Origin of the sequence: Gordonia malaquae (genome assembly GCF_037148075.1) — a bacterium.
GTDB lineage: Bacteria > Actinomycetota > Actinomycetes > Mycobacteriales > Mycobacteriaceae > Gordonia > Gordonia malaquae.
The window spans coordinates 421,702-435,484 of the sequence record NZ_JBBCUB010000002.1 but is presented as its reverse complement, the minus strand read 5'-3'; the positions used below and the strand labels follow the sequence as shown (position 1 = coordinate 435,484).

The following is a 13,783-nucleotide window of genomic DNA, read 5'->3' as shown; positions in this document are numbered from 1 at the left end:
AGCGCTTATCCGTATCAGGCCTTCGTCGCGGTGGACTCCGTGGACCGGGTCGCGGAGACCAGCAGGTAGGTGGCGCCCACCATGAGCAGGGCGCTTCCGAACATGTGCAGGACGACCATCCACTCGGGCAGGCCCGCAGCGTACTGGATGTAGCCGATCAGCCCCTGCAGCACGATGACGCCTCCGAACGTGATCGCCGCACGCCGCGACGGGAGCTTCGCGACGACGGTGACCAGGATCAGCCCGATCGAGATACCGACGAGCGTCCACACCGCATCGACGTGCAGCTGGGTGGACTGAGTGGGTTCGAGACCGTTGCGGTGCGACTTGATATCGCCGGCGTGCGGCCCCGACCCGGTCACGACCGTCCCGAGATAGATGGTCACCCATGTCAGTGCGTAGACGACCCAGGACGCGGCGATCGCCAACCGCGTGACGACTGCGGGAGCATCGGGCGCGGTGTCGTGCTCGCGGGCGGGGTTGGTGTGGAACACGAGCCAGGTAGCCAGCGAGATGATCAGGATCGTCGCCAGGAAGTGGAACGAGACCACCCACGGATTGAGGTTGGTGAGGACAGTGACGCCGCCGACCACCGCCTGAAGCGGCACGCCGAGAGCCACACCGGTCGCGAGACGACGAGCGAGGCGATCCATCGGTCGGTAGCGCATCGCGGCGACCCAGGCGCCCACGGCGACCACGACCAGCACCCACGTGAGCATTCGGTTTCCGAACTCGATCACGCCGTGAATGCCCATCGCCGCATGCGGTGTGAGCGACCCCGAGGTGCACTGCGGCCACGTCGGGCATCCGAGACCGGAGTCCGTCACGCGGACCGCGCCTCCGGTCACGACCAGCAGGATGTTCGCGGCAAGGTTGGCGATCGCCCACCTGTACAGGAATACGCGCGTCGGGGCGCGGAAGCCTCCCCACGACTGCGACAACGATTGAGTGCTCATTCGAACCGGAACCACCTCACTGCGAGGGCGCCGCCGACGACGGCCCACGCCGCCAGCACGCCGATGCCGAACAGATCAACTGAGCCGGCCAACGCCTGCGTCAGGGACTCGGTGAGCGCACCGGACGGTGTACACCTGGCGGCCCAATGGACGGCCGCCGGAACGTGCTCGTCGAAGACGACAAGACTGGAGACTCCGAGTAGGACGAACCAGATCAGATTGCCGAGGGCCAACACCACTTCGGCTTTCATGGTGCCGCCGAGCAGAAGCCCGAGCGCCGCGAACGCGACAGTGCCGAGAACGATGACGACCGCGCCGAGCGCGAGCCCTCCGACACTCGGTCGCCAACCGAAGGCCGCGCCGATGCCGCCGATGATCACGGCCTGCAGAGCGACGACGATGGCTACCGCCGACGACTTTCCCGCGATGATTCCCCAGCGGGGTATCGGGGTGGCGCCGAGTCGCTTGAGTGCGCCGTATCGGCGGTCGAAACCGACCGCGATGGCTTGCCCGGTGAACGCCGTCGACATGATCGCGACAGCCAGGATCGCCGGCACGAACGTCGTCGCTCGTGCAGCCGGGGTGTCACCCGACCCGGTGTCGATCGGCAGGATCGACAGGCCGATCAGCAGGGTGATCGGGATGAACATCGTGAGCAGCAGCTGTTCGCCGTTGCGCAACAGCAGGGTCAGCTCCATCCGCGTCTGTGCCGCGAGCATGGCGGTGAGCGGCGCGGGCGACGGAGCCGGGGCAAAGGTGCCCGCCGGAAAGCGGTTCGGTGTGGTGGTCTGGTCGGTCATGCACGTACCTCGCGGCCGGTGAGTTCCAGGAACACGTCCTGCAGGGAGTTGGTGTCCACCGCGAGGCTCGTCACGAGAATGTCGTGCTCGGCACACCACGCGGTGACAGCGGCGACGATGCCTGGAGTGATGTCGCCTGCGACGAGGACGTCCCCCGCAGGTGAGCGCCTGCAGGAGAAGCCGTCGGGTAGTGCCTTCTCGAGCTCCGCCGCCTCGAGTCCTTCTGCGGTGACACGCAGTTGGCCCTCGGCGTCACGGCGGACCAGGTCGGCGGGCGTCCCCGACGCCACGACGCGACCGCGGTCGACGATGACGATGTGATCGGCGAGCTCTTCGGCCTCATCCAAGTGGTGGGTGGTCAGCAGGACCGACACGCCGTCGGACTTGAGGCGACTGATGAGCTCCCAGACCATGATGCGGGCGTGGGCGTCGAGACCTGCGGTGGGTTCGTCGAGGAACACCAGCTCGGGCCTGCCGACGAGCGCGCACGCAAGCGACAGCCGTTGCTGTTGCCCTCCCGACAGCCTGCGGAAGGGCGTGGTCGCCACATCGGCGATGCCGAGGACGTCCATCAGCCAGTCGGGGTCGATCGGATCGGAACTGTACGAAGCGCACAGTCGCAGCATCTCGGCTGCCTTCGCGCCGGGGTAGGCGCCGCCGCCCTGCAACATGACACCGATGCGGCTGCGGAGGGCGTCGTTGTCGGCGATCGGATCGAGTCCGAGAACTTCGACGCGGCCTGCGTCGGGAGCGCCGAAGCCTTCGCAGATCTCGACGGTTGTCGTCTTCCCCGCGCCGTTCGGGCCGAGGAGCGCGAGGACCTCGCCGGTTCGGAGTTCAAGATCGAGGCCGTCGACGGCGACGACGTCGTCGAACCGCTTGACCAGCCCACTGATGCTCAGGGCGACGGAGGAGACTGACGGTTCGGGCACGCCTGCCAGCCTAGGCCAGACGCGGCCCACGGACGGTGCCGGGTGCGACCGACGCGGCGTGTGTCACACCTTGTGTCGGCGGCGGTTGAACCAGACTCGAATCGGACTGTCGATGAAGAACGCGGTGGCTGCCACGCCGACCATCAGAACTCCGGTGGCCAGGCCTTGCGCGACAGTCAGAGGCGGAGTGTCCGAACTCGTCGGCATGACGACCACGGACATGATCCCGGAGATGATCACGGTGCCGAGGCGGAACCAGCGGGTGGTGGCCCAGGCGGCGAGCGGGATGATCGCCCACAGGAGGTACCAGGCCTGCACGAATGGGAAGAACACCACGAAGGTCGCCATCGCGATGCCGAGACCACCGAGCGCGTGGACGCGACCCGCGAGGCACGCCAGCAGCCAACGGATCACGAAGACTCCCGCGATCACCTGGCCGATCGGACGGGCGATGTCGAGGATCGCCTGTGTCTGCTCACCGAGCCCGAGCCACAGTCCGACGCGGCCGGAGACGACGCCGAGCAGGGTGGGCATCGACATCCACGAACGGACGATTCCTCCGGTGCTGAGCGTTCCGGTCCACCCGAAGCCGAGGCCCGTCGCCGTGCCGATTCCACCGATGACGATCGCCGACACGGCGAGCAGAATCGACGCGGACTTGCTGAGCGCGATGATCGACGTCTTCGATCGAGTCCACCACTGACCGATCGGGGCGTGTCTCAAGGCCGGGAGCGTGGCGCCCCATCGTCGAGCGAGAGCGATCCCGACGAAGCCGAGCGCGAGCATCGACGCGACTTTGATCATGGCCGACGCGGCGATCAGGGCGGCGCCGCCGATCAGGATCCAACCGGCCCGGGAAGGGAGCGGCCCGGACGGTCGGCGTAGTGGATCGGAGCCTTCGATTGCCCGGAAGCACAACTCCATGCCGACGAGCATCATGCCGAGCATCAGCGATTCGTTGTGGATGCCGCCGATCAGATGAAGGATCAGAAGCGGATTGAGAGCACCGATCCAGAGAGCCGCAACTGTCGAGACGCCGCAGCGGCGAGCGAGACGGGGGAGCGCCCAGACGATCATCGCGACGCCGGCAAGTGCGATCAGGCGATGCAGGAGCACGGCGGCCGTGATGTTGTCGCCGGTCAGGGCCGTGACATGTTCGCCGATCCACAAGAACAGCGGACCGTACGGCGCAGGCGTGTCCTTCCAGAGGTTCGGGACCGACAGCGTCAGCGGATGGTCGACGCCGAGCCCGCGCATCGGACTGTAGGTGTACGGGTCCATGCCCTTGTAGGCGATCGCGCTCTGCGCGAGATAGGAGTACACGTCCTTGCTGAGCAGCGGAGGCGCAAGGAGCAGCGGAGTGATCCACATGATGAGCGTGGTGTCTGCCTGCCTGCGCGACATGCGCCGCGCCGGGCTCCGGCCCTCCGCCACTTCGACGGAGAACCTGCCGATCGCATATCTGCCGAGCAGGAGCCAGGCGACGACGAGCATCATCATGCCGCCGATGGAGACGGTCAACGCCGTCGAGTACATGCGGGACGGGAGCGACAGGATTCGGGTGCCGACGATCGGATTCTGCAGCACCGGGAGCATGCCCGTGCCGAGCGAACCGATGAGGATCAGGACGGTGCCCGTCGTCCCGAACAGCTGGATGCGTCGTAGTCGCTTGTTCTCGTACGCGTTCAGCGGGCCGACTTCGGCCTCGTCGTCGTGCATCCGGGCAAGACGGGAGCCGTAGTCGCCGGTGTCGTCGACGGAACGCTCGACGGGCGGCTTGGCCAGGCCCAGATAGTCCAGGCCGCGGCGCAACAGGGGGAGTTCCGGCACAGAACGACTGTAGCGGCCCGGTGCTTGGAGTTCGGCGAGGGCGGGTGAACGCATGCGGCTCGCACAGCGTAGAGGCTTAGGTCACCCTTGCTGGAAGAGGGGAATCAATTAAGACACACTTGTGTTGTGAAAAGCATGACCGACTCGAAGCAGCTGCAGTGGCAGCAGCACGCGGAAGGGGCTGGCGCAGACGGCCAGACCCGCGCGGCAGTCGTGTCTCTGCTGGTCGACGAGGGGCCGATGACGGCGAGCGACATCGCCGAACGTCTCGGGATCAGTCCCGCGGGCGTCCGACGTCACCTCGACAACCTCACCGACTCCGGCGACGTGGATCTCGCGCCAGCCGGATTCAACAAGGGCGGCCGAGGTCGCCCAGCCAAGTGGTTCCAGCTGACCCCGACAGGTCGCGGCAAGCTGCGTCACGCCTACGATGATCTCGCCGGAGCGGCCATCCGCTCGCTGCGTGACATCGCAGGGCAGGAAGCAGTCGAGAAGTTCGCGCGCGAGCGCGTGAACGGAATCGTCGCGAAGGTTCAACCCGTCCGTGAGTCCGGCTCGGTCATCGCGACCGTCGACCAGATCGCCGACGCGCTGACCGGTGCAGGCTATTCCGCAGACACCCGCCAGGTCGGGAACGGTGTGCAGATCTGCCAGCATCACTGCCCGGTGGCGCATGTCGCCGCAGAGTTCCCGGAACTCTGCGAAGCGGAGACGGCTGCCTTCACTGAACTGCTCGGCACCCACGTTCAACGTCTGGCGACGATCGCCAACGGTGACTGTGTCTGCAGCACTCACGTGCCGGTCAGCACAATCGCCACCGCGGTTCACACGAAAACGTCAGACCCGAAGGCGGACGCTCAGCCCGGCGCCGCCGACAACCCCGATGGAAAGGTCCCCCGATGACGGTCACCGATCCCGCCGCACCGCAGCAGCTGTCCCAGGAAGAGACGATCGCTTCCTTCGACCGCTACGGATACGGCTGGTCAGACAGCGACGACGCAGGCGCCGCCGCTCAGCGCGGTCTGTCCGAGGCTGTCGTCCGCGACATCTCGTCGAAGAAGAACGAGCCGGAGTGGATGCTGGAGCAGCGCCTCAAGGCTCTGCGGATCTTCGACAAGAAGCCGATGCCCAGCTGGGGCGGCGATCTGTCGGGTATCGACTTCGACAACATCAAGTACTTCGTGCGGTCCACGGAGAAGCAGGCGGAATCGTGGGAGGACCTCCCCGAGGACATCAAGAACACCTACGACAAGCTCGGCATCCCCGAGGCGGAGAAGCAGCGCCTCGTCGCCGGCGTCGCCGCGCAGTACGAGTCCGAGGTCGTCTACCACCAGATCCGTGAGGACCTGGAGGAGAAGGGCGTCATCTTCCTCGACACCGACAGCGGACTGCGCGAGCACCCGGAACTGTTCCAGGAGTACTTCGGCAGCGTCATCCCCGCCGGTGACAACAAGTTCTCCGCACTGAACACCTCAGTGTGGTCCGGCGGATCGTTCATCTACGTCCCCAAGGGCGTCCATGTCGACATCCCGCTGCAGGCGTACTTCCGCATCAACACCGAGAACATGGGTCAGTTCGAGCGGACGTTGATCATCGTCGACGAGGACGCGTACGTCCATTACGTCGAGGGCTGCACCGCGCCGATCTACAAGTCCGACTCGCTGCACTCGGCTGTCGTGGAGATCATCGTGAAGAAGGGCGGTCGCTGCCGCTACACGACCATCCAGAACTGGTCGAACAACGTCTACAACCTCGTCACCAAGCGTGCGAAGGCAGAGGCCGGCGCGACGATGGAGTGGGTCGACGGCAACATCGGCTCCAAGGTCACCATGAAGTACCCGGCCGTGTGGCTCACCGGCGAGCACGCCAAGGGCGAGGTGCTCTCGGTGGCGTTCGCAGGCGAGGGCCAGCACCAGGACACCGGCTCGAAGATGGTCCACCTCGCGCCGTACACCTCGAGCAACATCGTCTCGAAGTCGGTGGCGCGCGGCGGCGGACGCTCGTCGTACCGCGGCCTGATCAAGGTGAACCCGGGCGCACACGGCAGCCGCTCCACGGTGCAGTGTGATGCTCTGCTGGTCGATCAGATCAGCCGCAGCGACACCTACCCCTACGTCGACATCCGCGAGGACGACGTGACGATGGGCCACGAGGCCACGGTCTCGAAGGTCAGCGACGATCAGCTGTTCTACCTGATGAGCCGCGGCCTCACTGAAGAAGAAGCGATGGCCATGGTCGTTCGCGGATTCGTCGAGCCGATCGCCAAGGAACTCCCGATGGAGTACGCACTCGAGCTCAACCGGCTCATCGAACTGCAGATGGAAGGATCGGTCGGCTGATGGCAGACCTCGAGACCACCGCTCCCGGCGCCGGCGCAGGAAGCGTCGTCGTCAACAAGGGCGAGATGTTCAGCTCGTTCGACGTCGACGCGTTTGAGGTGCCCGCACAGCGTGAAGAGGCGTGGCGGTTCACCCCGTTCCGCCGCCTGCGTGGACTCCACGACGGTTCGGCGAAGGCCACGACGTCGGTCGACTACGCGGTCACCGAACTGTTCGACGGCGTGACCGTCGAGACCGTCGGCCGCGACGACGCGCGCCTCGGGACGGGCGGCACCCCGTTCGACCGCATCGCGGCCCAGGCCTACTCCTCCTTCACCTCGGCCACCGTGCTGACGGTGAAGAAGGAAGCTCAAGTCGCCGAACCTGTGTTCGTGACGCTCGACGGACCCGGCGAGGGCGAGGTGGCCTACACCCACCTGCAGATCCACGCTGAGCCGTTCTCCAAGGCCGTGATCGTTCTCGATCAGCGCGGCAGCGGGACCATCGGTGAGAACGTGGAGTTCGTCGTCGGCGACAGCGCGCATCTGACGGTCGTCAACGTCCACGACTGGGCCGACGACGCGGTTCACGTGACGGCTCACCACATCTCGGTCGGACGCGACGCCGCGATCCGCCACTTCGCCGTCAGCCTCGGAGGCGATCTGGTCCGCCTGTCGCCGCACGTGCAGTACCGCGCTCCCGGCGGCGACGCCGAACTCTGGGGCCTGTACTTCGCCGACGCGGGGCAGCACCTCGAGCAGCGCCTCCTCGTCGACCACTCGGCGCCGCACTGCCGCTCGCACGTCACCTACAAGGGCGCCCTGCAGGGCGACCTGTCCGGTGACAAGCGCGGCGAGGCGCACACGGTCTGGATCGGCGACGTGCTGATCCGGCCGAGCGCCGAAGGTACCGACACCTACGAGCTGAACCGCAACCTGGTGCTCACCGACAACGCGCGCGCCGACTCGGTCCCGAACCTCGAGATCGAGACCGGCGAGATCGTCGGCGCCGGACACGCCAGCGCCACCGGTCGCTTCGACGACGAGCAGCTCTTCTATCTGCAGGCGCGTGGAATCCCGGAGGACCAGGCCCGTCGTCTGGTGATCCGCGGCTTCTTCGGTGAGGTGCTCGCCAAGATCGCCGTCCCCGAACTCCGCGAGCGACTCGAGGCGGCCGTCGAGGCCGAACTCGAGACCGCAGGCGCCTGAGCGCCTTCGCCCCACAGCCACACTCTTACGAAGGAACTTCACTTCACATGACGACTCTCGAGATCCGCGACCTGCACGTCGACGTGACCCCCTCCGACCCCGATGCGGAGCCGATCCACATCCTCAAGGGTGTCGACCTGACTGTCCGTTCCGGTGAGACCCACGCGATCATGGGCCCCAACGGCTCGGGCAAGTCGACGTTGTCGTACGCCATCGCCGGTCACCCCAAGTACACCGTCACCTCGGGCACCATCACGCTCGACGGCGAGGACGTCCTGGAGATGAGCGTCGACGAGCGCGCCCGCGCAGGCCTGTTCCTGGCGATGCAGTACCCCGTCGAGGTGCCCGGCGTCTCGATGTCGAACTTCCTGCGTTCGGCCGCGACCGCGGTCCGCGGCGAGGCTCCGAAGCTGCGCCACTGGGTCAAGGAAGCCCGCGAAGCGATGACTGAGCTCGACATCGACCCGTCGTTCGGTGAGCGCAGCGTGAACGAGGGATTCTCCGGCGGCGAGAAGAAGCGCCACGAGGTCCTGCAGCTGAGTCTCCTCAAGCCGAAGATCGCGATCCTCGACGAGACCGACTCGGGCCTGGACGTCGACGCACTCCGCATCGTGAGCGAGGGTGTCAACAAGTACTCGGAGCGCGAGAACGGCGGCATCCTGCTGATCACGCACTACACGCGCATCCTGCGTTACATCAAGCCCGACTTCGTCCACGTGTTCGTGAACGGACGCGTCGTCGAGTCGGCCGGCCCGGAGCTGGCAGACGAGCTGGAGGAGAACGGCTACGAGCGGTTCACCTCTGCCGTCGCCAAGTGAGCCGATGACCATCACAACGGGGTCCGGCGTGACGGCGTTCGACGTCGCGACGGTCCGGGCCGACTTTCCGATCCTGCACCGCACGGTGCGCGACGACAAGCCGTTGGTCTACCTCGACTCCGGTGCGACGTCGCAGCGGCCGCTGCAGGTGCTCGACGCCGAGCGCGACTTCCTGCTGAATCGCAACGCCGCCGTGCATCGAGGTGCACATCAGCTCGCTGAGGAGGCGACCGACTCGTACGAGTACGCACGCGGCGCGATCGCCGGGTTCGTCGGAGCGGCCGTCGACGAGATTGTGTTCACCAAGAACGCGACCGAGTCGATCAACCTGGTCGCCTATACGCTCGGAGACGAACGGGCCGCAGGCGTGCTCGGTGGAAAGCCGCTGGGCGAAGGCGACACGATCGTCGTCACCGAGCTCGAACACCACGCGAATCTCGTCCCGTGGCAGGAACTGGCACGTCGGACCGGTGCCACGCTGCGCTGGTACTCGGTGACCGAGGACGGCCGGATCGATCTGGACTCGCTCGACGTGGACGACACGGTGAAGATCGTGGCGTTCACGCATCAGTCGAACGTGACCGGAGCGGTGGCGGACGTCGAGGAACTCGTCCGTCGTGCACACGCCGTCGACGCGCTGGTGGTGCTCGACGCATGCCAGTCCGTTCCACACATGGCTGTCGACTTCGCGGCCCTGGGCGTGGATTTCGCGGCGTTCTCCGGGCACAAGATGCTCGGGCCGTCGGGTGTCGGCGTCCTGTACGGACGTGCGTCGCTCCTCGCGCAACTGCCGCCGTTCATCACCGGCGGTTCGATGATCGAGACGGTCACGATGGAGGGCTCGACCTACGCGCCGCCGCCGCAGCGATTCGAAGCGGGCGTTCCGATGACGTCGCAGGTGGTCGGGCTCGGCGCCGCCGTCGACTACCTCGAGAAGATCGGGATGGACGCCGTCGCAGGCCACGAACACGACCTGGTCGTACGAGCGCTCGAGCGTCTCACCGCGATCGAGGGACTTCGGGTCGTCGGGCCGACCGACGCCGATCGTCGGGGCGGTGCCGTCGCGTTCGTCGTCGACGGCATCCATGCGCACGACCTCGGTCAGGTCCTCGACGACGAGGGCGTCGCGATCCGCGTCGGTCACCACTGCGCGTGGCCGCTGCACCGCACGTTCGGCATCGCAGCGAGCGCCCGCGCGTCGTTCGCGTTGTACAACACGCTCGACGAAGTGGACAAGCTCGCCGATGCGATCGGTGTCGCCAAGAGTTTCTTCGGGGGCCGCTAGATGCGGATGGAGCAGATGTACCAGGACGTGATCCTGGACCACTACAAGCACCCGCATGGGCGTGGACTTCGTGATCCGTTCGACGCCGAAGTCCACCACGTGAACCCGACGTGCGGTGATGAGATCACCCTGCGTGTGTCCGTGGTCGACGGCGAGGTGGCCGACGTCTCGTACGACGGTCAGGGTTGTTCGATCTCGCAGGCGTCCACGTCGGTTCTGTTCGATCAGATCGTCGGATTGAGCGTCCCCGATGCGATGATCGCGCTCGACTCGTTCAACACGATGATGACGTCGCGTGGCCAGGACGAGGGCGACGAAGACCTGATCGGCGACGGCATCGCCTTCGCCGGCGTGAGCAAGTACCCGGCACGCGTCAAGTGCGCGCTGCTCGGGTGGATGGCGTTCAAGGACGCGGTCGCCCAGACCGTGGCCGGACAGACTGGAGCGTGAACCGATGACCGATACCGTGACCACCTCGCTGCCGAGCGAGGACGACGTCGAAGAGGCGATGCGCGACGTCGTCGACCCCGAACTGGGAATCAACGTCGTCGATCTGGGGCTGGTGTACGGCTTCGAGATCAACGACGAGGCGGCGGTCCGCCTGGACATGACGTTGACCTCGCCCGCCTGCCCACTGACCGACGTGATCGAGGATCAGACGCGGAACGCACTGGTCTCCAGCGGTCTGTGCACCGACGTGGAGATCAATTGGGTCTGGATTCCCGCATGGGGCCCGGACAAGATCACCGACGACGGCCGCGAGCAACTGCGCGCACTGGGCTTCACCGTCTGACGGACGTAATAGCCGCCTGAACCGCATGACAGTGGTTCAGGCGGCTTTTTGCTCTGGTCAGACGCAACGGAGTCCAACGTCGTCTACGGTCGGTGTGAAGGTCGACATCCGAGGGGACGGCATCAAGCTGTTTCATCCATAGTCTCCCGTGGTGTGTTCGACGGCCGTGGGCAGCTTCGTGCCCCGGGATTCACTGTTCGACAGGCACAGAACCCGCCGGTAAGCGCATAATCGTGCCGATGAATCCCATTCAGCGGGCATGAATCGTCGGGTGGATCACTTTTGGTGCAAACATGTGAGGCGCGTCATAACGACGTGCTGATCAAGCCCCGAAGGAATCCTCCCCATGACCCATAAGAAGTCACTCCGCGCTCGCCTGGGCGCCGTTGTCGCCGCCGCCGCCACCGCGGCGTGTGTCGCGACAGCCGTCGTGCCGGCTGCGCCCGCCGAAGCAGAACCCGAGCTCACGATCACGTTCGTCCGCCACGCGGAATCGGCAGGCAACGCGTCGGGCCTCGTCGACACCAAGACTCCTGGCCCTGCGCTGACCGAACTGGGTCGCACTCAGGCGCGCCAGGTTGCAGTGCTGCTCGAGGACCGCAAGTTCGACGGAGTGTTCGCCTCGCGGATGATTCGTACCCAGCAGACCGCGGCGCCGCTGGCCCGCAAGCTGTTCAAGCATCCCGTGGTCCTCCCGGGCATCCACGAGATCCTGGCGGGCGACTACGAGGGCACTCCCGAGCGGGACGCTCCGACCGGGTACATGCTGGCGCCGCAGCAGTGGCTGCGTGGCGACCTCGCGGCCCGTATTCCCGGTGCCGAGAGCGGTACCGAGTTCAAGGCTCGGTTCACCGATTCGATCGCGGCTGTGGTGAAGGCGCGCAAGACGAACGCCGTGGTCTTCTCCCATGGCGCCACCATCATGTTCGGCACGATCCTGGCGTCGACCAACGGACGCGAGTACATGGCCCGCCTCGGCACGGACTACATGAAGAACGTCGGACGCGTGGTGCTCAAGGGCAACCCGACAGACGGTTGGCGGATCACGGAGTGGGTCGGCAACCCGACGCTTCCGAACGTTCCGGACTGCATCTCGACCGGATCGATGATGATCGATCCGTCAACGCTCGCTCCGTGCTGAGCTGAGGCATCTCGACTCCGCTCGATGATCGGGAGGGTGACTCCGCTCGATGATCTGGAGGGCGGCTCCCTCGCTACGCGCGCATCTCACCCCTGACCGGCGGTGAGGTGCGCGCGTTCGCCGTCTCTGTCGAAGATCGTCAGGATCTCGGCGACCCTGCGGTGGGCGGTGAACGCGTGCGGCACCATCGTCGAGAATTCAGCCGCTTCGCCCGCCTCCACGTCGATCACTCGATCCGCGAGTCTCAGGCGGACGGTGCCGGACAGCACGGTGAACCACTCGTAACCGGGGTGCACACGCTGCTCGGGCTCCACCCCGGGCTGCGGCGTGAGGCGCATCTTGGCGACGACGACACCGTTCTCCGCTCGATCGCGGGACAGCATCCACGTGACGACGCCGGGGCGTTGATGCGGTTCGGGTCGGATCACGACGTCGCGGTCGTCCAGAGGTTCGACGAGGTGATCGAGGGTGGTTCCGAGAGCCCGTGCGATCGGAACGAGCTGATCGAGTGCCACTCTGCGATGACCGGTCTCGATACGGGAAAGCGTCGACGGGCTGAGGTGGCAGCGACGGGCGAGGGAGTCCAGCGTCCAGCCCTGGGCGACCCGAAGGCCACGGATCCGGGCTCGGACCAGGCCGTCGACGTCGTTCTCAAGCGATTCTTGCGTCATGAGCAAGAGTGTATGCCCATTCGGCAATCTTGGTTGTACGGTCGGAGACATGAGTAACTCGACAGCCAACATCGGAGCCCGATTCGACGCAGTCATCGTGGGAGGAGGCGCCGCCGGACTGTCCGGAGCGGTCGCCCTCGGGCGGTCACTGCGCTCGGTCTTGGTCGTGGACAAGGGAGAACAGCGGAACCTGCCGGCGGACGCCGCGCACAACGTGATCGGCCGGGAGGGGATCTCGCCCCGAGAGTTGGTCGCAGAGGGACGACGAGAAGCGGTGTCCTACGGCGTCGAGTTCGCCGACGACGAGGTGATCTCGGTCGAGCGGGACGGAGACTTCACCGTCACCTTGGGCTCCGGACGGATCGTGACCGCCCGACGACTGCTGCTCGCCACCGGTCTCGTCGACGAGCTGCCTCGGATTCCAGGTGTGCAGGAGGCATGGGGACACGGCGTCCTGCACTGCCCGTATTGTCACGGCTACGAGGTCCGAGGCAGGCGTATCGGCGTCATCGCCACCACGTCGATGGGCTCGGTCCACCAGTCCCTGCTGTTCGCGCAGCTGAGTCAGCACGTCACTCTCTTCGCGGGCGCCGTCGAGTTCGACGAACAGCAACTCGCGGAGCTGCGGGTGAGCGGAGTCGGCATCGTCGAGGGCGAGGTGGAGCGAGTGATCGAACACGACCGCGACGTGACCGGCGTTCAGGTCGACGGGCGGGTCCACGACGTCGACAACGTGGTCGTCGGCACGCGGATGATGGCTCGAACGGAACTCTTCGAGCAACTCGGTGGAGTTCCGCAGGATCATCCGTTCGGTCAGTTCATTCCGTCCGACCCGACCGGGGCGACTGGAGTCGACGGCGTCTGGACCGCCGGGAACGCTGGAAATCTCGCTGCGATGGTGTCGGTCGCCGCAGGCGCGGGTCTGCTGGCGGGCATCGCCATCAATGCCGATCTTGTCGCCGCAGACGTCCGGGCGGCGCTCGTCTGAGTCCGTCCCGCCCACCGGGACGGCGCGAGTCGTCATCGCACGC

At 66.2% G+C, this 13,783-nt stretch carries 14 protein-coding genes; 9 read left to right on the top strand and 5 right to left on the bottom strand.

Annotated features, from left to right (window positions below; translation table 11 throughout):
- Positions 1–14: 14 nt before the first annotated feature.
- Genes WFK36_RS09065 through mptB form a run of 4 tightly spaced genes read right to left on the bottom strand, consistent with a single transcriptional unit; the run spans position 15 to position 4,572 of the window.
- Positions 15–956, bottom strand: a complete 942-nt coding sequence (locus tag WFK36_RS09065; RefSeq protein ID WP_336791400.1) for a COX15/CtaA family protein — start codon at positions 954–956, stop codon at positions 15–17.
- On the bottom strand, positions 953–1,756 hold the full coding sequence (locus WFK36_RS09060; RefSeq protein ID WP_008377879.1) for an ABC transporter permease: 804 nt from the start codon (positions 1,754–1,756) through the stop codon (positions 953–955). Before WFK36_RS09060 ends, WFK36_RS09065 begins: the two co-directional genes overlap by 4 nt.
- Complete coding sequence (locus tag WFK36_RS09055) at positions 1,753–2,697, bottom strand: ABC transporter ATP-binding protein (protein WP_190243330.1); 945 nt, start codon at positions 2,695–2,697, stop codon at positions 1,753–1,755. The genes WFK36_RS09060 and WFK36_RS09055 overlap by 4 nt, the downstream gene beginning before the upstream one ends.
- A gap of 54 nt (positions 2,698–2,751) precedes the next feature.
- Positions 2,752–4,572 (bottom strand): polyprenol phosphomannose-dependent alpha 1,6 mannosyltransferase MptB, encoded by a 1,821-nt coding sequence (gene mptB, locus WFK36_RS09050; RefSeq protein WP_336791399.1) that lies wholly within the window; start codon positions 4,570–4,572, stop codon positions 2,752–2,754.
- Between the two features lie 81 nt (positions 4,573–4,653).
- On the opposite strand from mptB, the gene WFK36_RS09045 reads away from it, so the two are divergent.
- The 8 genes from WFK36_RS09045 to WFK36_RS09010 all read left to right on the top strand — a co-directional run bounded on the left by WFK36_RS09045 (position 4,654) and on the right by WFK36_RS09010 (position 12,081).
- Positions 4,654–5,421, top strand: a complete 768-nt coding sequence (locus WFK36_RS09045; RefSeq protein WP_008377872.1) for a helix-turn-helix transcriptional regulator — start codon at positions 4,654–4,656, stop codon at positions 5,419–5,421.
- On the top strand, positions 5,418–6,857 hold the full coding sequence (gene sufB, locus WFK36_RS09040) for a Fe-S cluster assembly protein SufB (protein WP_008377869.1): 1,440 nt from the start codon (positions 5,418–5,420) through the stop codon (positions 6,855–6,857). The genes WFK36_RS09045 and sufB overlap by 4 nt, the downstream gene beginning before the upstream one ends.
- Positions 6,857–8,044 (top strand): Fe-S cluster assembly protein SufD, encoded by a 1,188-nt coding sequence (gene sufD, locus WFK36_RS09035; protein WP_336791398.1) that lies wholly within the window; start codon positions 6,857–6,859, stop codon positions 8,042–8,044. The genes sufB and sufD overlap by 1 nt, the downstream gene beginning before the upstream one ends.
- Positions 8,045–8,091: 47 nt before the next feature.
- Positions 8,092–8,862, top strand: coding sequence for a Fe-S cluster assembly ATPase SufC (gene sufC, locus WFK36_RS09030; RefSeq protein ID WP_008377865.1), 771 nt, complete (start codon positions 8,092–8,094; stop codon positions 8,860–8,862).
- Between the two features lie 4 nt (positions 8,863–8,866).
- On the top strand, positions 8,867–10,147 hold the full coding sequence (locus WFK36_RS09025; protein WP_336791397.1) for a cysteine desulfurase: 1,281 nt from the start codon (positions 8,867–8,869) through the stop codon (positions 10,145–10,147).
- Complete coding sequence (gene sufU, locus WFK36_RS09020; protein ID WP_008377861.1) at positions 10,148–10,597, top strand: Fe-S cluster assembly sulfur transfer protein SufU; 450 nt, start codon at positions 10,148–10,150, stop codon at positions 10,595–10,597. It abuts the gene before it with no gap.
- A 4-nt stretch (positions 10,598–10,601) separates the two neighbouring features.
- Positions 10,602–10,940, top strand: coding sequence for a metal-sulfur cluster assembly factor (locus tag WFK36_RS09015; RefSeq protein WP_008377859.1), 339 nt, complete (start codon positions 10,602–10,604; stop codon positions 10,938–10,940).
- A gap of 346 nt (positions 10,941–11,286) precedes the next feature.
- Complete coding sequence (locus tag WFK36_RS09010) at positions 11,287–12,081, top strand: histidine phosphatase family protein (protein ID WP_008377857.1); 795 nt, start codon at positions 11,287–11,289, stop codon at positions 12,079–12,081.
- Between the two features lie 86 nt (positions 12,082–12,167).
- On the opposite strand, the gene WFK36_RS09005 is transcribed toward WFK36_RS09010, so the two are convergent.
- Positions 12,168–12,752 carry a helix-turn-helix domain-containing protein gene (locus WFK36_RS09005; protein ID WP_336791396.1) on the bottom strand — a complete coding sequence of 195 codons (585 nt, stop codon included), beginning with the start codon at positions 12,750–12,752 and terminating at the stop codon, positions 12,168–12,170.
- A 49-nt stretch (positions 12,753–12,801) separates the two neighbouring features.
- Here WFK36_RS09005 and WFK36_RS09000 point away from each other — a divergent pair, with 49 nt between their 5' ends.
- A complete protein-coding gene (locus WFK36_RS09000) occupies positions 12,802–13,740 on the top strand; it encodes an NAD(P)/FAD-dependent oxidoreductase (RefSeq protein ID WP_336791395.1) in 939 nt (312 codons plus the stop codon).
- Positions 13,741–13,783: the final 43 nt, after the last annotated feature.